The organism is Flavobacterium niveum (assembly GCF_055231775.1).
Genome location: NZ_JBUYSX010000002.1, coordinates 178831 through 201863 on the forward strand (window position 1 = coordinate 178831; position 23033 = coordinate 201863).

The following is a 23033-nucleotide window of genomic DNA, read 5'->3' on the forward strand; positions in this document are numbered from 1 at the left end:
TTTCTAATCCGATTCCCTTACGCTTACAATATTATTCACAATCATATCCGCATGTACGCGGCTGTTTTCTATAAACCACTTATGGGTTTCCATGCCACCGCACACCACACCCGCAAGGTACAGGCCGGGTGCATTGGTTTCCATGGTATCGGGATTGTATTGTGGTATGCACAGGTTGTCGTTGCTTACGGCTATTCCGCAACGGGTTAAAAAATCAATATCCGGGCGGTAACCCGTAAGCGCCAATACAAAATCGGTCTCAATGGTTACAGGGCCATCAGGCGTAAGCACTTCCACTTCTTTCTCGCGGATTTCGGTAATGCTGCTACGGAAATGTGCTTTAATGCTGCCTTCGGCAATACGGTTTTCTATATCGGGTTTAATCCAGTATTTTACACGGTCGTTAATTTCACCTTTACGGATAACCATAGTTACCTCAGCACCCTTGTGCCAACATTCCAGTGCGGCATCTACGCTGCTGTTATTGGCACCTACCACCACAATCTTTCGGAAAGCATACTCGTGTGCCTCCTTGTAGTAATGGCGTACATGCGGAAGGTTTTCACCGGGGATGCCCATATACACCGGTATGTCGTAAAAGCCGGTAGCTATCACCACATTTTCGGCAGTGTAGTTTGCCTTATCAGAAACTATAGTGAACAAACCATCTTCCTGTTTTTGTACCGAAGTCACTTTTTCAAACAGGTTGATGTTCAGTTTAAAATGCTTCTGTATGTTACGGTAATATTCCAGCGCTTCCTGGCGGCCGGGTTTCGGGGCAATGCAGCTGAAGGGTACATAGCCTATTTCCAGCCGCTCTGCCGTACTGAAAAACGTCATGTACAGCGGATAGTTAAACAGGCTGTTTACCAGCGCGCCCTTTTCCAGGATGAGGTAGCGCAGGCCTTTGCGTTTGGCAGCAATGGCGCAGGCCATACCTATAGGTCCGCCGCCTATTATTATGATGTCATATTTTACTTCCATGTACTGTATGGGTTGCGGCTCAGGTAGGCGTTGTAGTAGCGTTCCTGCCCGGTTACTTCTTCGCCCAGCCACGAGGGTTTTATAAAGGCTTCGTGCTCGTTGGCCAGCTCTATTTCGGCAATGACAAGCCCGGCGTTATCACCCAAAAACTCGTCCACCTCATAGGTATGCTCACCCGCTTTTAACTCATAACGGATTTTATCTATGGCACCCGGTTCGCACAGGGCAAAAAGCTGCTCGGCTTCGGTAACGGGGATTTCCTTTTCCCATTCAAAACGGGTAGTGCCGCTTTCGTTGCCACGGCCTTTTATGGTAAGGAAGCCTTTGTCGCCTTTAATGCGTACGCGCACGGTACGGTCGGGGTGCGACGAAAGGTACCCCTGTGTAATGCGTTTTTGGGCGAAAGCCGTTGTTTTATAGTCGTCTGCAAGGATAAGGAACTTGCGTTCGGTTTCTGTCATGATTGTGAGATATTGCAGTGGCAATTTACACAATAAACAGGAGTGTTTTTCCGTATATTTAATCATAATTACCAACCTGACGATTATGAAAAACTTAGTTTGCTTTTTTTGTTTATTTTCCTTTTCTCTTTACGCCCAGAAGGCCGGATATATTAAACTTACAGGGCATATAACAGGAAATGTTCAATCTATCAAGCCTTTTAATTGTAGTATTTATTTTGATTTTCCCGATACACCAGATTCAGAATGGATATCTACTTATGCAGATAGTGCAGGCAACTTTAACGAAGAGTTACCAAAAAACACAAGAGTAAAACTTAAGACATATTTTGATGATCATTATTCCGTTGATACTATACTACATACTGGTAACGGAGATAAATTAGAGATAAATTTAAATCTGAAACCTAAAATTTACGCATATTCCGAAGCGACAGCACTTAAAGATATTCAGGATAATAAAATACAGTTGGTCACTGAAGATACGCTTTTATATAACTGGAATCAGAAAATACATTATACTCAAAAATTTGGATTTAATTATATTTTAAAAGCCTATGATGATTTAGAGTTTCGTAATAATGCTGATTATTACAATTATAAGATGAAAGAACACTTAACAGTAATAAATGAAAGTGACAGTCTTTGGTACGAAAAGCTATTTACTATAGAAGACAGCCTGATACACCTTGAAGCAGATAATTATAGTAAGACACATAACATAAAATTATCACAACTTAAGATACCGCTTTATCAAAAACTACCTGCAAAAATGCATTCCGCTATTGAAGAACAAAAATCGGAGTTTGAGCGTCTAAAAATAACAACTGCTTCTCTGAAGCCTTCCCAAGTTTTGGCTTACATTGATTCTGACAAAGAATACGGCCATATTTTTAATGCAGAATACTGGATTGCATACAATTATGAAGTCATGATCCCGGAACTTATAAAGCGCATTACAAATAAAAAGGAGATAGGTTTGGTGAATACAGCAGACTTGATTATCTGGGAAAGGATTCAATCCGGGGACTTGAAGTTTTATGGGCATGGTGGCATGGCAAATGACGACCTTTTTAAAATAGCAGGGCGTGCAAATCACCTGCTTAAAGTAGTTACCGGTGAATATTTTGGTTCGGTATCTATGTATTCCACTGATGCCGATCTCAAAAAACTCCAAAACCGCTGGGCATACTGGTTGCTGCAATTACAGGATAAGAAATAACCCCTACACCTCTTAACCAAATACTAAATTTCCCACAAACGGCACGGCATAAAGGATAGATTTGTACATTTACGTTCCTTAACCCGAAAAAGCCCATGAAGTTCAGGAAAACGAAAGCTATATACTCCTTCGAAGATTTTTTTAAACACAATTTCGACGAAAATAACCTGTGGGAGTACAAAGCCGAAGAAGTAGACCTGCTTGTGGAGTTTGTGGCCCTGATACGCCCGCGCCATCCCGAGCGCACAGCCGAGGTAAACCTGCAGCCGCTTTTAGACATACTGGAAAGCAATGAGCGTTACCGCAAAGGCCTGTCGTTTTACATAAAAGGGCTTATCAAACACAAAAAATTCAGCCGTATACTTACCGATGCCGGCATCCTTACCGATTCTGATTTCTTTTTCGAAGTAAAGAAAAGGCTGCTCAGCAAAATAATCCCGGACCAGCCGCTGAAGGACTCGCTTGAGTACATACTGAACCAGGTGTTTTACCTGAAAACCGACCCGGTATGGATAGATAAAATACCCAAAGAGCAGCAGGATGCCCTGTTTGATGCCCTTGGGTTTTGGTCGCTTTACGTTTCAGATGAGGCCAACAGCCCGCTTACCGAGCTTATCTTTGCCATGAAGGTACTCATACACCGCATAGGCGGCCGTGCGCTGGAAACCGACGTAATGCAGATGGTACCCGAATACGAGAACCTGGAAAGCCCTTTCCTTGCCATACAAAAGGAGTTCAGCCTGCTTACAGAACGATTGCTGGAGGAGCAGAAAAACTACGTTTCGCCTGACGATATGGGCTTTAGGCAGATAATGGTGCTGTTGCACCAGTGCCGCGATTATGTAGATACGGCCTTTAAAAACAGTGGTAAATACGGCATATCGCTCCGCGTAAACCAAAACCTGCTGCGCATGCGCCAGCAGCTTGCCCGCCTGGAGGTATTGCTGCCACTGCTTGCCATATCTGAACCCGACGAAGCCCGTTGCGATACCATACGGCTATCGGTAAACCTGATTACGTACAACTGTATAAAAAACAACATACGCGGCCTGGTGGGCGAAAGTACCCAGCTTATATCCTATGAGGTTACCCAGCACACCGCAAATACCGGCGAACACTATATTACCAAAACTATAGGAGAATACTTCCGGATGCTGTGGGCGGCATCGGGGGGCGGTATCATCGTGGGCATACTATGTATCATCAAGGTGATGTTGGGCAAAATAGATACCAGTATCTTCGGGCATGCGTTTTTCTACAGCCTTAACTATGCCTTTGGCTTTATCGCCATATATGTGTTGGGCTTTACGCTTGCTACCAAACAGCCCGCCATGACGGCCACCGCACTCATCCGTGCGCTGGAACGCGACCGCAAAAACAACGAGCTGGGTACCGATGAAAGGCACCAGGCGTTTGCGTCGTTCTTTGCGAGGGTATTCCGGTCGCAGTTCATTGCTTTTGTGGGCAACGTGTTGGTGGCATTTCCCGTAGCATGGCTGGGCATCTGGCTTATCGACCTGATTTTCGACTACAACATAGCTGTCACCAAATGGTATACACTCGCAACTGACCTCAGCCCTATACATTCGCTTGCGTTGTTACATGCGGCGATAGCGGGTATATTCCTTTTCCTTTCGGGGATTATAGCGGGGAGTGTGGCAAATAGGGATAAGTTTAGGCACATGTACTACCGCATTGCCGAACACCCGTTGCTTAAAAAAACTTTCGGGCGTACCCGTGCCCAGAAAATGGCGGGTTGGTACGAACGCAAATGGGCGGGTATAGTAAGTAACTTCTGGTTTGGGGTGTTTATGGGCAGCACGGCATCTATAGGTATATTCCTTGGGCTTAACCTGGACATCCGCCACATTACCTTTGCCAGCGGTAACCTTGCCATAGCGCTCTATGGGGCCAACTACAACATAAGCACCGCCATGATTATATGGGCATGTGCCGGTATAGTGCTTATAGGTATGGTAAACTTCCTGGTAAGCTTCAGCCTGAGCATGACGCTGGCGTTCCGTTCGCGGAACATCCCCCTTACCGAGTTTTGGGCAGTAGGGCGCGCCATCTGGAAATACTTTAAACGCAAGCCGATGTCGTTTTTCTTCCCAAGCAGGGAAAAAAAGAAAGAGGCTTAATGTAACGTTTTGGTGATTTCAACGCCTAACCGTTAACACCAAAACCATTATCATGAAACAGCGTTTACTCATACTGCTGCTGGCATTTGGCTTTGTAGCCACTGCCCAGGATGCCCGCGTACAAAAAATAGACAGCCTTATTTCGTCGCTTTATGCCAAAGGGCGTTTTAACGGAAACATACTCGTTGCCGAAAAAGGGAATGTTATCTACGAAAAAAGCTTTGGCCTTAGGGATGAGGTTACCAAATTGCCATTAGACAAAAACAGCATATTTGAGCTGGCTTCGGTTTCCAAACAGTTTACGGCTATGGGTATAGTTTTGCTTCAGCAAAAAGGCAAGCTGCAATATGACGATAAGCTGGAAAAATACATCCCCGAACTGGGTTTCTATAAAGGTGTTACCATACGCCAGCTGCTGAACCATACCGGTGGCCTTCCCGATTATATGGAACTTATACAGCAAAAGGGTGATACTACTAAAATATGGACAAACAAGGACATGATTTCCCTTCTTGCCAAAGAAAAACCTGCCGCTGTTTTTGAACCGGGAGCCAAATTTGAGTATAGCAATACGGGTTATGCCTTGCTGGCTTCGGTTATAGAAAAGGTTTCAGGTAAGAGCTATGTGAAATTCCTTGAGGAAAATATCTTCAAGCCACTGAAAATGGAGCGTACGTTTGTATACGCCCGAAGGTTTTCGCCTAAGAAAGTGGAAAATTACGCTTACGGTTATGTGTATGACAAAAACCATAAAAAGGCATTACCCGAAGACCTGCCCGAATACCGAGTGGTGTGGTACCTTGATGGTATAGTGGGCGATGGTACAGTAAACTCCACCACTGGCGACCTGCTGAAATGGGACCGTGCGTTATATACTGATAAGCTTGCCACCAAAGAATCTAAAGAACTGATATTTACCCCGCCGGTATTGCCAAATGATGAAAAGACCAATTACGGTTTTGGCTGGGCTACGGGTACTTCAGCTGACTTTGGCAAAATAGCCAACCACAGTGGGGGCTGGCCGGGTTATGCCACCTTTATAGAACGTCAGCTGGATAACGATAAAACCATCATCATCCTGCAAAATAATGAAGTAAGCCAAGGGCCGCCGATGAATACTATCCGCAATTTCCTTTACAACAAGCCCGTGCACGAAAAGCACAAGGAAATCACCTTAACCGAAGGGCAGCTAACGCCTTTTGTGGGGACTTATGCGCTGGCGCCGGGTTACAACATGCAAATAACCTACACCAGTGGCCAACTGTATACCCAACTGCCGGGCCAAGATAAATTTGAGATTTACCCTGAGGGTGAAAACCAGTTTTTCCTTAGGATAGTAGAGGCTGTACTGGTTTTTGAAAAAGACGACAAAGGCACCGTAACAAAAGTTACCCTAAAGCAAAATGGCAGAGAAATGCCTGCGCAAAAGGTGCAGTAATCAATTTATAAACCTACAAGGTTTTTAAAACACAGGTGTTGGGACGGAATTTACACGCATGGTTTTCCTGCAAGGTCTCTAAGACCTTGTAGGTATTATTTAGCTTAATGAGCCGGGACTAAAACCGCTTTTTAAGACTTATTTGGCAGCGGGGCAATTTTTCATTGGCTAACTTTATAATACTAAACAGTAATGCCATGAGAAAGATAAGCATATTACTATTAGCGCTGCCCCTTATGCTGGCCTCGTGCAAGGATGAAAAGCCCACACCCAGCGTAGAGCAGCAGGAGCAGGGTACGCTGCCCAGCAGTGACGGCCTGGACACCGTAAAACCCGCAGATACCATAACGGTAGACACTGTAGCCACCACAGGTGCATGGTACGGCAACTACGCCGGCAGCCTGCCCTGTGGCGACTGCAAGGGTATACTAACCCGCATTTCGCTACACAAGGATAAATCGTATACGTTGTCTTCGCAGTATCTGGGAAAGGAAAAGAAGCCTACGGTATATAACGGCACGTACAACCTTGACAATGCTAAAAGTATAGTAACCCTTGATGCCGAAGGCGACCACCTGAAATTCCTTGTGGTGGAAAAAGACAGCATGATTATTAAGCTGGACAAGTTTGGCGACAGGGAAAAAGGAGGGCCTGCCGCACGGTATTTTTTACATAAGGTTTTGTAGATTTTTTATATAGTTTGCCAACTAGAACTTACTACTCTACTTTGCTGGCGCGAGCCTCTGGCTCGTTGCCCGTTTTAGGATACGAGCCGGAGGCTCGCACCAGCTGAATGCACTAAACGACTTATTGTGACTAAAAACTACAACAACCCTAAAGCAGCCTCATACGGGGTTTTCTTTTCTGCTTGGGCAATGAGCCAACCCAAAAAGCTTATTACAAAAATATCCTCTTTTATAGCAGGATTCATTATGCTCAGAATGCCGGATTTAAAATCAGGGTGCTGTACCATTTCGGGCTTTAGTATGCAGCGCTCTACCATTAAGGCAAATTCCATAACGCGTTGCTCGCGTACTTCTTCAAGGTATTTTTTATAACGACGCTTAAAGCTTTTTAATCGCGCCAATGCCAGTTCCTCATTATCAAACTGGGCGTGCATCAGTATCTCCAGTAATGATTTGCGTATCGTCCATAGCATTCCTAATTTCTTTTCGTACCAGGCATCGGTGTGGGTAAACTGTGCCATATACTTCAGTGCAGCACGGTTACGGTGCTGTACCAGGAACATGGTTATACAGGCACGCAGGTCGTTCACATCTTCTGGGGCGGCTTTTTTAGTGGCGCTTTTCAGGGCTTTTTCGGCTAAGGCCAAAGCCGCTTCGGGTTGCCCGCTAAAATGCAGGTTCAGTGCCGTAAGCAGTTGGTGTCTCAGGTAAAAGCGGCTGTGGTAGCGGCTGCCCTGTTTCTGCATCAGCGTACCCATGCTGTTGAGGTACTTTTGGCTTTCGCCAAAGCGGTGGTTCCTGAAGTTGATGTTTGCCAAAAAGTAAATCACATAAATATGGTAAAACAGTTGCCCTTCACCACTGTCTTTCTTCGCTTCGATAAACTCATAACTGCGTTTTACAAAAGGTTCCACTAATGTAAAGTTATGGTTCATGGTGGCGTATTCGTTGGCAATGAATAACATCTGGTAAAGCGACTTGTACGTAAGCACCTCGTTAAGCGATACGCCCAGTTGTTTAATAGTTCCCATAACAAATGTACGGAAATCGACTACCTTGCCTTTCAGGTGTATCTCATGCAGCTCTTTACGCAGCAATGCATAGCCAATGTTCAGCTGGGCTTCGCGCTGCATCTGTACCTGGTTGTGCCGGAATTTAGCAACCAATTGTGCAAGATCCTCCGTGGGGTTAAGGTGCGCGTACTGTATGCGGGTAAGGTAAATCTCATTCAGTAAGCTGAACTGTTCCAGTGGCAATGCACGCGCTTCGGCTTTGGCAAGGCACTTAAAAGCGGTTTTGGTAAGGCTGTGTTCCAGGAAAAAGCGGCTCACTACCAGCAGGCGAAGTACCTCGTGGGCCTCGCCGGTAGAGGTTTCAAAGGTGCGGTTTGCCATGAACTGCACCAGGCTATCGTGCAGCCTTTTTCGCAATGCATGGTAGGCATCGTTATTATTTTGGCCTTTATATATTTTTTTTGCACTGATTATATCGTCAGTTTCTATGAGTTTGAACAATCGGGTGTTCTTTACATCTTCCCGCTTATTCTTTTTACGCAGGAAACTATTAAAATCCCTTTTATCATCTTCATTCATTAATGATACTATCTCCGGTATTGCATTCATATATCAATGTAAAATAGAACATATCAAATATAAAATAAAAAATTATATCGTCAGTTTTATTTATATATTAGCTTTCCGGGGCAGCACAGGCAGCCTACATTTGCTTCAGAAATAATAACCAAAACAATTTTTAAAATTATGGAACCGCTAAGAACATTTGATGTAAACGAAAACACAACAACCCCTAAAAAAGACAAAGGCACAAACGACCGCAACCCTATGAAACCTACCGGTGCATTCATAGGCGCATCATGGGCAGCACTGCTTGTGGGTGTAGTAGGCTACTGTGTAGGCTTATGGAATGCCACCATGGAGCTAAACGAAAAAGGCTATTACTTTACCATACTGCTGTTTGGTTTGTTTGCTGTAATATCAGTACAGAAAAGCGTAAGGGACAAAGCCGAAGGACTGCCTGTAACCGACCTGTACTATGGTATAAGCTGGTTTGCCACTATAGCCTGTCTGGTACTGCTTGTTGTTGGCTTGTGGAATGCTGACCTGGCGCTGAGCGAAAAAGGCTTCTACGGGATGTCATTCACCCTGAGTGTATTCTCTGCCATAGCCGTACAGAAAAATACCCGCGACGCACAACTTATAGATGCTCAAAATATATAACGCCTTAGCGGTGGCCCCGTAGTTGCAGCAATGCGTTGCGGGGCCTTTTATTTTTCGGGAATTAACAAAACCAAAGCCATACAGTTATGTTACAAAATAGAACCATTGTTTTTATATATGGGTTGCTTTCACTTGCACTATTTTGTTCGTGTAATGCGCAACCAACCAAGATAATAAATGCTAATCCTACCGAAAACCTCAGGGTTCATACAAGTCATCCTGTTTACTACTATGTTCAGAATAAATTGTATTATTCTGCTGACGGGCAAATTAAATTAGACAAACCCATATGGGAAGGAACTGTAAGCGAACGTTTTTATGAAAACAAGGTTTCGGTATCACCTGACTCAAGGTATGTGTTGCTCTTTCATGAAGCAGGCCTCGATGTAATAGACTCAGTTGGGAATAAAATATTTGCATTTGAAGATTCACAGAGAAAGCATAAAAAGCACCAATATGAAAGTACCTGGAGCAAACAGTTTCAGTGGAGTCCTGATTCCGGATATTTATACTTAAAGAAGAGGGGGCCGGGTTCATTCTATTTTGATGCAAGTGGCTCTACATTGGTAAAAATAGATTTGAGTAACGGAAACATGACAACGGCATACGATTTTTTAGAAAAATCATGGGATTGTTACTTGGGCACCCACGAGTCATTTTATTACACGGCTTATGACAATTTACATGATGCGTGGCAGTTTAAAAAGGTTGAACCGGAATCCGGGCTTATAACCCCAATTTTCAAAGATGATAAAAGCGGGTTAAAAACTACCGATACAATTTATGCAAGCTTAAAATTTGAACAAAGGCTGTATAACAATCATATATGGATAGGTCATCCTGATTATCAGGATTGTAATATATATGCAAAAAGTAGCGACGGAACAGAAAAGCTGCTTTTTGAAGTACAGTGCGGCAGGTCTTCATTAGACAAGAGCAAACGGTACCATCTTCAGGAAGGGAATTCAGAAGTTTATATATCTGACCAGTATTATTTCTGCGGTATTTATGATGACCGGTACAAAACAATGGTAGTTGACCTGAATACGTTACAATATAATTTTTACGGCGATTATATAAAGCCGTATGTAGCTTCAACCATTGAAACTGAAAATTTGATTTATATCGGTACAGAACTTCGGGTTCGCGGAAAGTTTTAGCCTCTTAATGCTCCTAAAGCGACTACTTATTGCTATTACGGTTACGTAATAAACCAATTTCATAGTAAAACCAACCAGCCATTTTTATTACATTTAACTAAAACCGCTATACCATGGCTATACCAAAAAAAGATCTCGACGAGTTGCTGTATGCAGACGTCATTACCCCCGAAACCGTTCGGGATATAGAACAGTATTACCTCAGTAAAAAGCAACAGCAGGGCAATCCGTTACTGGCAATATTTGCTGCGCTTGGCGGTATACTGGTTGGGTTGGGCATCATCCTTATCTTCGCCCATAACTGGGATAACTTTTCCCGCCAGGTAAAAACAGTGCTGGCATTTACACCATTGGCGCTTTCGCAGGCTTTTGCGGCCTATTGCATCCTGAAAAACAAAAGCGTTGCCTTTAAAGAAACCGCTGCCGTATTGGTGTTTTTCTCTGTTGGGGCCAGCATATCACTTGTGGCACAGATCTATAACATCAGTGGTGATTTCCCACAGTTTGTGCTTACATGGACACTGCTTTGTGCACCGCTTATCTACCTGCTGCGGAGCAATGCTGCTGTAGTACTGCACCTCATTATGGCTGCAATTTATGTCATCAATAAAGGCATGTGGCATTACCCTTACGAAGAACCGTACTGGTACCTGGCACTGATAGCCGTAGCATTGCCATACTACTACAGCCTGATAAAAAATGACACTGAAGGACGTATGACACGTACCCTGCACATACTGATGCCGGTATCGTTTATGGTGGCAGCACATACATTCTTTTCACATACGGGCGATTTTTCATTCCTGTTGTGTGTAGCGTTTTACGGGCTGCTTTACCTAATCGGCAAATTGCCGAAACTGGGTTGGACGTACAAATTTGTGGGGATATGCGGCACTATGGTACTGTTGTTTTTCGGGTCGTTCCGCGAGGTATGGGAAGATATGGATACCGATAAAGCGCCCGGTGGTTATATAGTAGTTTTTGCACTGATGCTCGCAGGTGTATTGTTCCTGATAGGGAGAAACCTGAAGCAGAAAGATACTGACCTGGCACAGTTTTTACCAATTGCGCTATTGGCTATGTACATACTTTCTTTTGTATCAAATGGTTTTGCAGCGGTGGTTACAAACCTCATTACGCTCGCTGCGGGTTTGTGGTATATAAAGCAGGGTATAGACCGGGTAAAGTACCTCACGGTAAACTTTGGCCTGGTTATAATAACCATACTGGCCGCCTGCCGCTTTTTTGATACCGACCTGAGTTTTGTAATCCGCGGGCTGTTGTTCGTAGGGGTAGGCGCGGGCTTTTTTGTCGCCAACTATGCGGTAAGCAAACGCAAACAACAAACCTTAAAACCACAACCTTATGAAAACTAAATTATTGATTATAGGCTTTGCAATAACAGCGTTGCTGCAACTGGCCATACCGGGACAAATGGTTTGGGAAAATGAAATGGCCTATACCCAAGGTGTCGAGTATAAGTTTAAAACGGAACCCATAGACCCTAACGACCCGCTAAGGGGAAAATACATCAGCCTGGATTTTGAGGCAGATGAGGTAGAGGTGGAAGATGGTGACTGGGGATATGGCGATGAGGGTTATGTAGTATTGGGTAAAGGTAACGATGGTTTTGCTCGGATAAGAAAACTTACCCACGAAGAACCTGCAAAAGGCGACTATGTAAAGGTTGTTGTAAACTACAATTATGACGGAAAAGTAACCATTGATAATCCTTTTAACCGTTTTTATATGGAAGAAAATAAGGCTCCGGAGGCAGAAAGATTATATGCAGAGTACCTTTCCGGCAATAAAAAATTACCGGCGTATGCAGTAGTATCTGTGAGGGGTGAAGTGGCTGTAGTTAAGGATGTTATCATTGATGGAATACCCGTAAAAGAGTATGTGGAAAAACATCAGAAAAACCCTTCTAAAAAATAGACTGAATATAAATAGCTGAAAATGTTTGCATTATAAAAAACAAATGCTATACATTTGCAGCACGTTTAACAACAAGATAAAAAACTAAAGAAAATGCGTATCACAATATCTAACATAAAACTTCAAAGTGTAGGCGGGATGCTTGCACCGGTGAAGGGGTATTGTGTAATGATTTTTGGATAGGTAAAATATATTCATAACACATATACAGGCCCCGGAACCACAAGTTTCGGGGCTTTTTTATTTGCACATGCTACAACACATTGTACACATACCAAACGCAAGCCGTCCTGAGTTATTCGGGCAAAACGGCTATGGCACAGGACCGCATATTCCCTTGTGAAAGGAGGAATTACACCTTAACTAAGGTAAAAGCCCGGTCCCGTTAACGACCGGGCTTTTTTATTGGCCTCTGGCTGATGTAGCCTCTTCCATTCCGACCGTAGCGCAGCGACACTAGGGCTTTGCCCGAACTGGCGAAGCAAATGGAGGAATCTCAACCCGAAGGGCGGGGTGGTTCTCAGCGCAGGATAGCGCGGATTTTCAATCCGTGCTTCTAATGTGGGCACGGATTGAAAATCCGCGCCATCGATGAAATCTCTAAAGGTGTAGCATGCGTGTGCATCAGTAAAATAACAACAAAATAATCGTCGGGCTTCAGGCATTAGACCTTTGATTTTCGACTAAAAAATAAATAAATGTTCAAAAAAACAACAAACCCGGCAACCACTTAGTGCAGCCTTAACCAGCCAAACCAGGTGTTTGCCACAATGCTAAAAAGCCATGGAAACATTAAACACACAACTTACGCCTTTTGCGGCACGCTTCCCGGCGCTGGTAGAAAAACTCTACCGTAACCCACCGGGTACAACCACAGAAGGCAACAGCATAGAAAACACTATACGGAACCATTTTGCGGCCATGAGCGCTGCAAACCATACCTGGAAGCGCGAAACCTTCTACAGGTTACTGATGGTGGTGTATGGCAAAAAATGCTATGGTGTGCTTAGGAATCCGGCGTATATAGACGTATTGGCAAATATCAGCCGGTTTGGTAACAAAACCGTAAGGCCGGTAGAAGAGTGGACTAAGGACAGCCTTACGCCCGACGGCCAACTGGCAAGCATCATCAGGCATTTGTTTGCGATGTATGAAGTGCCAAAGTTTATGGAGTATGTGTTTGCGGAAAGCAATATCATACACATGCACTGGTACATACAGTTGGGCCGGGGCGATAGTGTGATGAACCTTTGTGCCTTCCCTGCGGAGTTTACACACAAAATGGCGCATGAATTCCGTAACACGCCCGGTAATGCCTACAGCATAGACCAGGCCATAAGGCGGGCACAGGCATTGGGCTACGGCGCTACGCACAACCTTGCCGAAATGATAGCTTGGTCTGTTAATGTTGCCGAGATAAAAGACAATGCATTCCGTGCCAAGGCGATACAGTTTGTGGCTAAGCACGCAAGGGGTGCCGGCTTCGCAACGATAGAATCGGTTATGGGTTACATAGCTGAAAAGCATGCCGAAGGAGGTTTTAACCTGAAGGGCCGTACATGGGCTGCATTGGTAAAAGCCGCCGCAGAACACGAAGCGGAAAAAGCCAAAAGGCTTGCTGCCGAAATGCGGGGAGACTGGAAACCCATAGCAATAGCCGACTACGAAGTTACCGAAGGTGAAAACACATTCAGCATTGTGCAGTTGGTGAGTTCTGAGGAGCTGTATGAAGAAGGCCGAAGCATGAGCCACTGTGTAGCCGAATACGAGTACGATTGTAGCGTGGGCGATATAGCCATCTTCTCACTAAGGAAGTTTACCGCAGGTAAAGATGATTATGAAAGCCTTGCCACGCTGGAGTACCAGGCCCATGATAATGCGCTTGTTCAGGCAAGAGCCAGGTTTAATAACAGTGTTTCTGCAGAAGCGGAAAAACACATACTGGCCTGGACTAAAGCCGAAGGCATGGCTATAGACTGCGAACTGTATGTAGCTTACGAAGCTCCTGCGCCGATACAGGTGCCACGGGCAGCGGCGGCAGTACGCCCACCGGCAGAAATGCCACGGATAGTACCACGCCCTGACCCTCTTGAGGCACACCGCCAAATGATGGCAAGGAGGCGTAATGGAGCTAACAACGGCGATTTTGATGTAGATGCTGCTACGCTTATAAAGGTAGCGCTAATCCTGATAAAGCTATTGGTGCTGGTATCGCGTTGCCATTAAGGTGCTTTAATGTGGGCACGGATTCAAAATCCGCGCCATCGGAGATGAATAAGCAGCCGGCGCAGATGATTTCTTCCATTTCGACCGAAGCGTAGCGGAGTGGAGAAATCTCTTGAGATGTCTCCTATCGTCGACATGGAAGTACGCGCCAAAAATGAATCACAGGAAGCACACTTTCGACTTTTGACATTGGGCTTTCGACTAAATTAAAAGTTATGGCAAAATTAAAAATCAGGGGTAACCACCTCTTAGATATAGGATTTCCGCAGAACAAGGCAATAAGCATTGCGCTTGACGATATGAAAAAATACCACAAGCGGGAATCGCGTGAAAGGGTACTGGCTATGCTGAAAGAAGTATTGGCAAACCCATCCGCATACATGGGCGACGGCATTATGGGCCGTACTGCCGAGGCGCTGCTCGACGCGAAGAAAACCGAGAGCCGCCAACTGAATACACAGCGTGCACCGTACACCATTTTTGGTGAAGACGGCATAGCCCGCGAGGCAAAAGACCAGCTGTATACCGCACTGAAGTTGCCCGTAAGTAAAGCCGGGGCGCTTATGCCCGACGGGCACGGGGGCTACGGCCTGCCCATAGGCGGGGTACTGGCTACCGAAAATGCCGTAATCCCGTATGGGGTAGGGGTAGACATTGGCTGCCGTATGTGCCTTACCGTGTATGATATAAACCCGAGCTACCTGGAAGGCCACCGCGATAAATACGTGGGCATTTTGCAGGAGCATACCAAATTTGGGATGAGTGAGGTGCATAAAAGCCCTGCCGACCACGCCATTTTTGAGCGTAGTGAGTTTAACGATATTCCGTTTGTAAAGCGCCTTAAAGACAAGGCCTGGAAACAGCTGGGCTCATCGGGCGGGGGCAACCACTTTGTCGAGTTTGGCCTGGTTACCATCCCTGAAAAGGATGATACGCTCGGCCTGCCTGCGGGTAATTATGTGGGCGTACTGTCGCACAGCGGCTCGCGCAGCCTTGGAGGTAATATTGCCAAGCAGTATACAAACCTGGCTATGAAGCAAACCCCGTTACCCAAAGAAGCACGTCACTTGGCCTGGCTCGACCTTGATACGCACGACGGTCAGGAATACTGGCTGGCCATGAACCTTGCAGGCGATTATGCCTCGGCATGCCACCACGACATCCACCGCCGTATAGGCAAGGCACTGGGCGCACGCCCACTGGCTATGGTAGAAAACCATCACAACTTTGCCTGGAAAGAAATGATAAACGGGCAGGAACTGGTGGTGCACCGCAAAGGGGCTACCCCGGCAGGAGAGGGCGTTTTGGGTATCATCCCGGGGAGTATGACGGCGCCCGGCTTTATTGTAAAAGGTAAAGGCAATGCGTTGTCGCTTAACTCGGCTTCGCACGGCGCAGGCAGGCTTATGTCGCGCACCAAAGCCAAGCAGGAGTTTACCCAAAGCCAGATGAAAAAGGTGCTGGCACACCACGGGGTTACGCTTCTTGGTTCGGGTATAGACGAAGCGCCTATGGCGTATAAGGACATCCATGATGTTATGGCGAAACAAACAGAGCTGGTAGACGTGCTGGGAACCTTTACCCCGAAAATTGTCCGCATGGACAAGGGGTAGTTTTCAGTAGGCAGTCGCAGTTTGCAGTTTTTCGGGCTCTTCCTTTCGGCCGAAGCATAGCGGAGTGGAGAAATCTCTATAACGAAACTGAGATGTCTCAATTTGCTTGGCAAGTCGGGCAAAGTCCTTGTGTCGCTGTGATGCATTCGACATGGAAAAAACAATAAAAAACCTTCCGTAACAGGAAGGCGGAGAGGGGGCAAAACCAACTGACCAACTCCAACAAAAACCACAAGTGCGCTGGTGCAGGCCGGTGCTGTAACGGACAGCAACTTGCACGTATGTATTTAAACCGACCTATTCAATCCCTGAAGGTGCCGGTTACTGCCCTGTGTAGCCCTGTGGTGAATTAATAGTAATGTATAAAAAGTACGGTTATGGGAATTAATAGTTATGAAGTGATGTACATACAGGCTAAGGATAACTATCCTTACAATGTAGAGGAGTGCATAGAAAAACTTCAGTATGTTATAGCTGCCGACGACGAACACGCCGGGGCACACTTTTTAATGGGGCAGATTTATGAAGAACAGCTCCATGACCATAAGCAGGCCGAGTACTACTACCGCATGACGCTGTACCTGGATAAGGAATACATACCTGTATATGTGCAGTATGGCCGTATGCTTATAAACCACAGCAGGCTGGAAGATGCTAACCGCATTATAGAAGCCGGCCTTAAGGTGCCGGGTATTGCCCTGGCCGAGCTGCACTCATTACAGGGTTTTTTGTACGAGCGTTTTGAAATGTACGCTACTGCTATAGAATACTATAACAAGGCGAAGCTGCACTGCCTGAGCTCGGGTTTTATGGGTACTATGGATGACCATATAAAACGGGTAAAGGACAAAAAAGCCCTGCAAAAGAAACTGAATAAACCCAAAGAAGCTGAAAAGAAGGAGAAAAACAAAGAGAAGAAGAAAAAGGCTTCTTAATATGAAAAACCACAGATTAGTCTGTGGTTTTTTGTTTTTCCATTTCGAACGCAGCGTAGCGAAGTTGAGAAATCTCTATTAGAGATGTCTCCTATCGTCGACATGGAATAGCGTAAACATGCTGTTTTTTCCAGTAACTTTGTAGCTTTTAGTGCCGAAATAAGGTGTTTTAACATTTCTTTGGTACGAATATTGTTGCAATAAATGCAAAACCGGCAATACACCACTAACTGCCTCAGCCAATATCCCGGCATTTGTGCAGAAAACTTTTACTCCCTCGTTAGAGTATTATTGTTATCTTTGTTCCTTGCCCGAAACACACGTTAAAGTAGATGAGTTTAGTCACCCCTAATGAGGTTGCAAAAGCAATAAAAACAGACAGGTACGGATTTTTAGGTACTTTGTCAGGATGGCTCCTGATGAAAGTGCTTAAGATTTCTACTATGAATAAGATATATGACCGCAATAAGCACCTCAGCGACCTGGAGTTCCTTAATTCTCTGCTGGATGAGTTCCAGATAAAGTTTGAAATCCCTGAAGAAGACCTGAAGCGCCTGCCGAAAAGCGGCCCTTACATAACCGTATCTAACCATCCGCTGGGTGGCATAGACGGTATACTGCTCCTGAAACTTATGGTGGAGCGCGAACCCCGTTTTAAAATCATAGCCAACTTTTTACTGCACCGCATAGAGCCGTTAAAGCCTTATGTGATGCCGGTAAACCCGTTTGAAAGCCATAAAGATGCCAAGAGCAGTGTTGCCGGAATTAAAGATGCACTGCGCCACCTTAAAGACGGGCACCCGCTGGGCATTTTCCCGGCAGGGGAGGTAAGCACCTACCGCGATGATAAGCTGATTGTAGACAAACCGTGGGAGGAAGGAGCCATAAAATTTATTAAAAAAGCACAGGTACCGGTGGTGCCTATATACTTCCATGCTAAAAACAGCAGGCTGTTTTACTGGCTGTCGCGCATTAGCGATACGCTGCGTACGGCCAAGCTGCCCAGCGAACTCCTTACCCAGAAAAGGCGTGTTATTAAGGTGCGTATCGGTAAACCTATTTCGGTTGCCGAACAGGCCGAATATGAAAGCGTTGCAGATTACGGTGAATTCCTGAGGAGGAAGACCTATATGCTTTCTAACCCGTTCCAGAAGGAATCCAAGCTTCTTGATACGGCTAACCTGAACCTGAAGCTGCCTAAGGAACCTAAAAAAATAGCACTGCCTGCAAACCAGGATAAGATAATTGCCGAAATAGCAGAACTGCGCAAACAGGATACCCGCCTGCTGCAAAGTAAAAACTATGAGGTGTTTTTTGTTTCGGCAGATAAGATTCCGAATATATTACACGAGTTGGGCCGCCTGCGCGAAATTACATTCCGTGAAGTAGGGGAAGGTACCAATGAGTCGCTTGACCTTGACCAGTACGATAAGTATTACCACCACATGTTCCTTTGGGACGAAGATACCAAACGTGTGGCCGGTGCATATCGCATGGGGCTTGGTTCGCAGATATATAAAAAGCATGGTATAGACGGGTTTTACCTGCATGACCTGTTCCGTTTTGAACCGGAGCTGTATGATATGATGAGCAAGTCTATAGAAATGGGACGTGCTTTCATCATCAAGGATTACCAGCAAAAACCGATGCCGCTGTTCCTGTTGTGGAAAGGTGTTGTACATACTACATTACATTACCCGGAGCACAAATACCTGATAGGCGGGGTGAGTATCAGTAACCAGTTTAGTGATTTCAGTAAGTCGCTTATGATTGAGTTCATGAAGTCGCACTACTACGATCCGTATATTGCGCAGTACATCCACCCTAAAAAGGAATACAAGGTAAAACTGAAAGACGACGATAAGGACTTTGTATTTAACGAAGCCGAAGCCGACCTTAATAAGTTTGATAAAATCATTGAAGAGGTAGAGCCGGGCAACCTGCGCCTGCCGGTACTGATTAAAAAGTATATTAAGCAAAACGCCCGTGTTATAGCCTTTAACGTAGACCCATTGTTTAACAACGCGGTAGACGGGCTTATGTACATACGCATAGCTGACCTGCCGGAAAGTACCGTAAAACCAGTTATGGAAGAATTTCAGGCAGAACTGGAGCGTAAGGTTACCGAAAAGGGAGAAGATGCTTTGTAATTCAAATCCTGAAAATATATCATAATAAAAATGCCTCCTGTTACAGGAGGCATTTTTATTAGTATTCTACGGCTTTACCTATTTCGTCAAATTCGATGTAACCGTTATCTTTCGGGTCGGGGCCATATTGGTTAGGGCCGTTTTCGCCATCTGTAACTAGTAGTATCAACAGCCAGAAAGGGCCTATAAAAGGTATGAAACGTACAAAATACATGGTGCCGCTTTTGCCTATATCATGCAGCCTGCGTACCGTCACGGCCAGCATAGGAAGTATAGAGCCTATAGCATAAAGGAAAACTAACCAAAGCATTATTCCTCCATTATTATCTAATGCGATAGCTATACTTATGGGTAGTGCGTATGCTATTATATGCGTCAGTACAAAATACCAGTACTCGCTACGACTTGCACGTCCTTTAAAATTTACATAATTACGGAAAGCCTTAAAGTAATATTCAAACATCATAGTTGGTAAGTTTTATATTCCTGCTAATATAACTGTATTTCAACAAAAAACCACCTTGTAAAGGTGGTTTCATATCTTAGTACTGTGCTTCTCCTATTTCGTTTAGGTCGCCATACTCATTTTTAGGATCCGGGCCGTATTCATTCGGGCCGCTGTTGCCTTCTGTGGCAAGTAATATAAGAAGCCATATACCACCAATAAAAGGAATAAGCCCTACAAGGTAGTACCAGCCGCTTTTGTTAGTATCATGCAACCTTCTTACTGCTGCTGCAAGACCAGGGATTATAGTACCTACTGCATATACTGCATAAAGAATAAACCCTATAGTGCCAATAGCATACGATAATAATAGCAGTGCCAATATTATAAGAACATTACAAAGTACAAAATACCAGTATTCGCTCCTGCGTGCCCTGCCCGAAAAATTTGCGTAGTTGTCCCTAACTACTTTTAAGTACCAGTTGAACATAATTTAAAAATAATTGGTTTGCCTACTCTTTTATGGATTTTCGGTTTCTCCATTTTTTGTCGGCTAAAAATACAAATTTATTTTAAATACAACGTTTTTGTTAGCGTTATTAAAAAGCGCTGTCGTTGGGTTCCCATAGCTCTATCTTGTTACCTTCGGGGTCCAGTATCCACCCAAACTTTCCATAGTCATAGCTTTCGGGTGCGCCCACAACAGTTACACCTTCCGTTTTAAGTACTTCTAAAAGTTTATCAAGGTTCTTCACCCTCAGGTTTTGCATGAACTGTTTTTGTGATGGCTCGAAATATTTTGTGTCGGTAGCAAATGGGCTCCATTGCGTAAGCGCATCGTTGCCGTCTTTGTCTTTCCACCAAAAGCTCCACCCGTAATCGTCGGTATTCAGTCCAAGGTGCTTTTTATACCAGTCGCGCAGTGCGGCAGGGTTTTCACTCTTAAAGAAGAAACCGCCAATACCGGTAACACGTTCTTCAGCCTGTTCCGTTTCGGTGGGGCCAAAGTACACGGCTTTTATCTTATCTACAATTACCCGGGCAAGGCGTTCGTGGCTTTCAAAGGTCCAGCCGGCAATGTGCGGGGTAAGCAGTACATTTTCCGCATCCAGGAGATATTGGAAAGCTTCGGGGATTTCCCCGTCATTAAACAACGTTTCAAAAGATGATTTTTCGTATTCCAAAACATCAAGCCCGGCTCCCAATACCTTGCCTGATTTCAAAGCGTTGGCCAGATCAGCTGTCACCACGCTGTTGCCCCTCGCTGTATTGATGAACCAAAACGGTTTGGCAAAAGCATTAATAAAATCTGCATTCACCATACGGTCGGTCTCGGGAGTCCACGGAGTATGTAGGCTTAGCACATCGGCTTTCTGTTGCAGTTCCTGAAGCGAAACCTGTTTGGCATTGCTATCTGCCACACCGTCTTTAATGTCGTAGCAAAGCACCTCAACATCAAAACCGCGTAGCTTTTTAGCAAAGCTTTTGCCCATATTCCCGTAGCCAATAATGCCGACGGTTTTTCCGTCCAGCTCATGGCCGCGGTTGCCTTCACGTACCCACTGGCCGTTTCTCACACCACGGTCAGCTTTGTTCAGGTTGTTGAAAAGCGACAGCAGCATGCCCAGTGCCTGTTCACCCACAGCATTACGGTTGCCCTCGGGCGCAGCAATAAGGTGGATTCCTTTGCTTTCTGCATAGTCGCAGTCAATGCTTTCCAGGCCTGCACCCACACGGGCTATAAATTGCAGGTTGGTAGCACGGTCTATAAAAGCTTTGTCAATTTTAAACCTGCTGCGGATAACAATGCCGTTGTAATTAGCAATCTTATCCTCCACCTCTGCTTTCGTAGAGGTATAATCACCCTCGTTTATAAAACCGGCATCCTCCAGCCCGTTCCACAAAACCGGATGGTTTGTGTCAAGGTGGAGGATGCGTATGTTATTGTATTCGTTATTCATTGTATTCATTTAGTCGATAACCATTTCAGGTATTTCGCCTTCTATAATCAGGTTGCCTTCAGTGGCTTTAATAATATCTTCTACGGTAACTCCCGGTGCGCGTTCCAAAAGCTTAAAGCCCTCGGGTACTATTTCCAGCACGGCAAGCTCGGTAACTATTTTCTTTACACAGCCCACACCGGTAAGCGGCAGTGAGCAACGTTTCAGCAATTTACTTTCACCGGCTTTGTTTACGTGCATCATGGCTACGATGATATTCTCTGCCGAAGCCACAAGATCCATAGCACCGCCCATACCCTTAACCATTTTCCCGGGGATTTTCCAGTTGGCAATATCGCCGTTCTCGGCCACTTCCATGGCGCCCAGTATGGTAAGGTCTACGTGTTGCCCGCGTATCATGCCAAAGCTGGTAGCACTGTCAAAAAACGATGCACCCGGCATTGTGGTTATCGTCTGCTTACCGGCGTTGATTACATCGGCATCTTCCTCACCCTCAAACGGGAAAGGACCCATACCCAGCACTCCGTTCTCACTCTGGAATTCGACGCTTATATCTTCCCTTACATAATTGGCTACCAATGTAGGGATGCCAATACCGAGGTTTACAAAATAGCCGTCCTTAACTTCCCTGGCTATTCTTTTTGCTATATCTTCTTTGCCTAATGCCATTGTTGTTTATTTGTGGATTTGGTTATGCATTTAATCGAATTGACAGATTAACAAATCAACGAATTAACGTTTACGTACTGTTCGTTGTTCGATTCTTTTCTCATAAGTAGTGCCTTGAAAAATACGTTGTACAAAAATCCCCGGCACATGGATAAAGTTAGGATCCAGCGTTCCGGCAGGCACCAGTTCTTCCACTTCGGCGATGGTGATTTTTGCGGCACCGGCCATTACGGCATTAAAGTTCTTTGATGTACCCTTAAAAACAAGGTTACCCGCTTCGTCACCTTTCCATGCTTTTACAATGGCAAAGTCTGCTTTGTAGGCGTGTTCCAAAATATGCATCTTACCGTTAAACTCGCGTGCTTCCTTGCCTTCGGCAACTTCAGTGCCATAGCCGGCAGGTGTAAAAAATGCTGGTATACCCGCCTGTGCCGCACGGCATTTCTCAGCAAGGCTGCCCTGTGGGGTGAGTTCTACTTCCAGTTCGCCACTCAGCATCTGGCGTTCAAACTCGGCATTTTCGCCCACATAGCTGGAAATCATCTTTTTTATCTGCTTTTTTTGCAGCAACAGGCCAAGCCCAAAATCATCTACACCGGCATTGTTGCTGATGCACGTAAGCCCCGATACGCCTTTGCGTACCAGTTCGGCAATGCTGTTTTCGGGGATGCCGCACAGGCCGAAACCGCCCAGCATTATGGTTACCCCGTTTGGTATATCCTGCAGGGCTTCCTCAACTCCCTGCACTTTTTTATTAATCATACAAT

At 45.2% G+C, this 23033-nt stretch carries 20 protein-coding genes and 1 pseudogene; 12 read left to right on the top strand and 9 right to left on the bottom strand.

The window, feature by feature from the left end; all coding sequences use genetic code 11:
• Positions 1-3: 3 nt before the first annotated feature.
• Both ACZIX4_RS06205 and ACZIX4_RS06210 read right to left on the bottom strand, forming a co-directional pair.
• Positions 4-984 (bottom strand): YpdA family putative bacillithiol disulfide reductase, encoded by a 981-nt coding sequence (locus ACZIX4_RS06205; RefSeq protein WP_463334748.1) that lies wholly within the window; start codon positions 982-984, stop codon positions 4-6.
• The gene (locus ACZIX4_RS06210; protein WP_463334749.1) at positions 975-1445 is read right to left on the bottom strand and encodes a CYTH domain-containing protein; all 471 of its coding nucleotides are present in this window, start codon (positions 1443-1445) and stop codon (positions 975-977) included. The genes ACZIX4_RS06205 and ACZIX4_RS06210 overlap by 10 nt, the downstream gene beginning before the upstream one ends.
• An 85-nt stretch (positions 1446-1530) precedes the next feature.
• On the opposite strand from ACZIX4_RS06210, the gene ACZIX4_RS06215 reads away from it, so the two are divergent.
• The 4 genes from ACZIX4_RS06215 (at position 1531) to ACZIX4_RS06230 (ending at position 6932) form a co-directional block, all read left to right on the top strand.
• Positions 1531-2667: a hypothetical protein gene (locus ACZIX4_RS06215; RefSeq protein ID WP_463334750.1), complete on the top strand. Its 1137-nt coding sequence runs from the start codon at positions 1531-1533 to the stop codon at positions 2665-2667.
• Positions 2668-2762: 95 nt separating this feature from the next.
• A complete protein-coding gene (locus tag ACZIX4_RS06220) occupies positions 2763-4808 on the top strand; it encodes a site-specific recombinase (RefSeq protein ID WP_463334751.1) in 2046 nt (681 codons plus the stop codon).
• Between the two features lie 52 nt (positions 4809-4860).
• Entirely contained in the window at positions 4861-6246 is a 1386-nt protein-coding gene (locus ACZIX4_RS06225) for a serine hydrolase (RefSeq protein ID WP_463334752.1), read from the top strand.
• 197 nt (positions 6247-6443) lie between these two features.
• Complete coding sequence (locus ACZIX4_RS06230; RefSeq protein WP_463334753.1) at positions 6444-6932, top strand: copper resistance protein NlpE; 489 nt, start codon at positions 6444-6446, stop codon at positions 6930-6932.
• A gap of 137 nt (positions 6933-7069) precedes the next feature.
• On the opposite strand, the gene ACZIX4_RS06235 is transcribed toward ACZIX4_RS06230, so the two are convergent.
• Positions 7070-8554, bottom strand: a complete 1485-nt coding sequence (locus tag ACZIX4_RS06235) for a hypothetical protein (protein WP_463334754.1) — start codon at positions 8552-8554, stop codon at positions 7070-7072.
• A 138-nt stretch (positions 8555-8692) separates the two neighbouring features.
• On the opposite strand from ACZIX4_RS06235, the gene yiaA reads away from it, so the two are divergent.
• The 8 genes from yiaA to ACZIX4_RS06275 all read left to right on the top strand — a co-directional run bounded on the left by yiaA (position 8693) and on the right by ACZIX4_RS06275 (position 19191).
• The gene (gene yiaA / locus ACZIX4_RS06240) at positions 8693-9169 is read left to right on the top strand and encodes an inner membrane protein YiaA (protein ID WP_463334755.1); all 477 of its coding nucleotides are present in this window, start codon (positions 8693-8695) and stop codon (positions 9167-9169) included.
• Between the two features lie 86 nt (positions 9170-9255).
• Entirely contained in the window at positions 9256-10329 is a 1074-nt protein-coding gene (locus tag ACZIX4_RS06245; RefSeq protein ID WP_463334756.1) for a hypothetical protein, read from the top strand.
• A 113-nt stretch (positions 10330-10442) separates the two neighbouring features.
• Positions 10443-11705, top strand: coding sequence for a DUF2157 domain-containing protein (locus ACZIX4_RS06250; RefSeq protein ID WP_463334757.1), 1263 nt, complete (start codon positions 10443-10445; stop codon positions 11703-11705).
• Complete coding sequence (locus tag ACZIX4_RS06255) at positions 11695-12267, top strand: GDYXXLXY domain-containing protein (protein ID WP_463334758.1); 573 nt, start codon at positions 11695-11697, stop codon at positions 12265-12267. The genes ACZIX4_RS06250 and ACZIX4_RS06255 overlap by 11 nt, the downstream gene beginning before the upstream one ends.
• 783 nt (positions 12268-13050) lie before the next feature.
• The gene (locus ACZIX4_RS06260; protein ID WP_463334759.1) at positions 13051-14493 is read left to right on the top strand and encodes a PcfJ domain-containing protein; all 1443 of its coding nucleotides are present in this window, start codon (positions 13051-13053) and stop codon (positions 14491-14493) included.
• Between the two features lie 215 nt (positions 14494-14708).
• Positions 14709-16106, top strand: a complete 1398-nt coding sequence (locus ACZIX4_RS06265; RefSeq protein ID WP_463334760.1) for an RtcB family protein — start codon at positions 14709-14711, stop codon at positions 16104-16106.
• 377 nt (positions 16107-16483) lie between these two features.
• Entirely contained in the window at positions 16484-17041 is a 558-nt protein-coding gene (locus tag ACZIX4_RS06270; RefSeq protein WP_463334761.1) for a hypothetical protein, read from the top strand.
• 332 nt (positions 17042-17373) lie between these two features.
• Entirely contained in the window at positions 17374-19191 is a 1818-nt protein-coding gene (locus ACZIX4_RS06275; protein WP_463334762.1) for a GNAT family N-acyltransferase, read from the top strand.
• A gap of 58 nt (positions 19192-19249) precedes the next feature.
• Here ACZIX4_RS06275 and ACZIX4_RS06280 read toward each other — a convergent pair whose 3' ends face one another.
• From ACZIX4_RS06280 to ACZIX4_RS06305, 6 genes and pseudogenes are all read right to left on the bottom strand, one after another.
• A complete protein-coding gene (locus ACZIX4_RS06280) occupies positions 19250-19657 on the bottom strand; it encodes a DUF805 domain-containing protein (protein ID WP_463334763.1) in 408 nt (135 codons plus the stop codon).
• A gap of 76 nt (positions 19658-19733) precedes the next feature.
• On the bottom strand, positions 19734-20126 hold the full coding sequence (locus tag ACZIX4_RS06285; RefSeq protein WP_463334764.1) for a DUF805 domain-containing protein: 393 nt from the start codon (positions 20124-20126) through the stop codon (positions 19734-19736).
• A 109-nt stretch (positions 20127-20235) separates the two neighbouring features.
• Positions 20236-20649 (bottom strand): VOC family protein, encoded by a 414-nt coding sequence (locus ACZIX4_RS06290; RefSeq protein ID WP_463335184.1) that lies wholly within the window; start codon positions 20647-20649, stop codon positions 20236-20238.
• Positions 20644-21597, bottom strand: a pseudogene (locus tag ACZIX4_RS06295) (2-hydroxyacid dehydrogenase); the annotation flags it as partial. The gene ACZIX4_RS06290 and the pseudogene ACZIX4_RS06295, both read right to left, overlap by 6 nt.
• A gap of 9 nt (positions 21598-21606) precedes the next feature.
• Positions 21607-22266 (bottom strand): 3-oxoacid CoA-transferase subunit B, encoded by a 660-nt coding sequence (locus tag ACZIX4_RS06300; RefSeq protein WP_463334765.1) that lies wholly within the window; start codon positions 22264-22266, stop codon positions 21607-21609.
• A 63-nt stretch (positions 22267-22329) separates the two neighbouring features.
• Positions 22330-23028, bottom strand: coding sequence for a CoA transferase subunit A (locus ACZIX4_RS06305; RefSeq protein WP_463334766.1), 699 nt, complete (start codon positions 23026-23028; stop codon positions 22330-22332).
• Positions 23029-23033 lie beyond the last annotated feature (5 nt).

Bases quoted from the DNA above. Each gene is read 5' to 3' on its own strand.
- ACZIX4_RS06205 (WP_463334748.1), bottom strand. From the start codon at position 984: ATGGAAGTAAAATATGACATCATAATAATAGGCGGCGGACCTATAGGT.
- ACZIX4_RS06250 (WP_463334757.1), top strand. From the start codon at position 10,443: ATGGCTATACCAAAAAAAGATCTCGACGAGTTGCTGTATGCAGACGTC.
- ACZIX4_RS06255 (WP_463334758.1), top strand. From the start codon at position 11,695: ATGAAAACTAAATTATTGATTATAGGCTTTGCAATAACAGCGTTGCTG.
- ACZIX4_RS06215 (WP_463334750.1), top strand. From the start codon at position 1,531: ATGAAAAACTTAGTTTGCTTTTTTTGTTTATTTTCCTTTTCTCTTTAC.
- ACZIX4_RS06285 (WP_463334764.1), bottom strand. From the start codon at position 20,126: ATGTTCAACTGGTACTTAAAAGTAGTTAGGGACAACTACGCAAATTTT.
- ACZIX4_RS06305 (WP_463334766.1), bottom strand. From the start codon at position 23,028: ATGATTAATAAAAAAGTGCAGGGAGTTGAGGAAGCCCTGCAGGATATA.
- ACZIX4_RS06280 (WP_463334763.1), bottom strand. From the start codon at position 19,657: ATGATGTTTGAATATTACTTTAAGGCTTTCCGTAATTATGTAAATTTT.
- ACZIX4_RS06220 (WP_463334751.1), top strand. From the start codon at position 2,763: ATGAAGTTCAGGAAAACGAAAGCTATATACTCCTTCGAAGATTTTTTT.
- ACZIX4_RS06265 (WP_463334760.1), top strand. From the start codon at position 14,709: ATGGCAAAATTAAAAATCAGGGGTAACCACCTCTTAGATATAGGATTT.
- yiaA (WP_463334755.1), top strand. From the start codon at position 8,693: ATGGAACCGCTAAGAACATTTGATGTAAACGAAAACACAACAACCCCT.
- ACZIX4_RS06300 (WP_463334765.1), bottom strand. From the start codon at position 22,266: ATGGCATTAGGCAAAGAAGATATAGCAAAAAGAATAGCCAGGGAAGTT.
- ACZIX4_RS06260 (WP_463334759.1), top strand. From the start codon at position 13,051: ATGGAAACATTAAACACACAACTTACGCCTTTTGCGGCACGCTTCCCG.
- ACZIX4_RS06235 (WP_463334754.1), bottom strand. From the start codon at position 8,554: ATGAATGCAATACCGGAGATAGTATCATTAATGAATGAAGATGATAAA.
- ACZIX4_RS06275 (WP_463334762.1), top strand. From the start codon at position 17,374: ATGAGTTTAGTCACCCCTAATGAGGTTGCAAAAGCAATAAAAACAGAC.
- ACZIX4_RS06210 (WP_463334749.1), bottom strand. From the start codon at position 1,445: ATGACAGAAACCGAACGCAAGTTCCTTATCCTTGCAGACGACTATAAA.
- ACZIX4_RS06245 (WP_463334756.1), top strand. From the start codon at position 9,256: ATGTTACAAAATAGAACCATTGTTTTTATATATGGGTTGCTTTCACTT.
- ACZIX4_RS06225 (WP_463334752.1), top strand. From the start codon at position 4,861: ATGAAACAGCGTTTACTCATACTGCTGCTGGCATTTGGCTTTGTAGCC.
- ACZIX4_RS06230 (WP_463334753.1), top strand. From the start codon at position 6,444: ATGAGAAAGATAAGCATATTACTATTAGCGCTGCCCCTTATGCTGGCC.
- ACZIX4_RS06270 (WP_463334761.1), top strand. From the start codon at position 16,484: ATGGGAATTAATAGTTATGAAGTGATGTACATACAGGCTAAGGATAAC.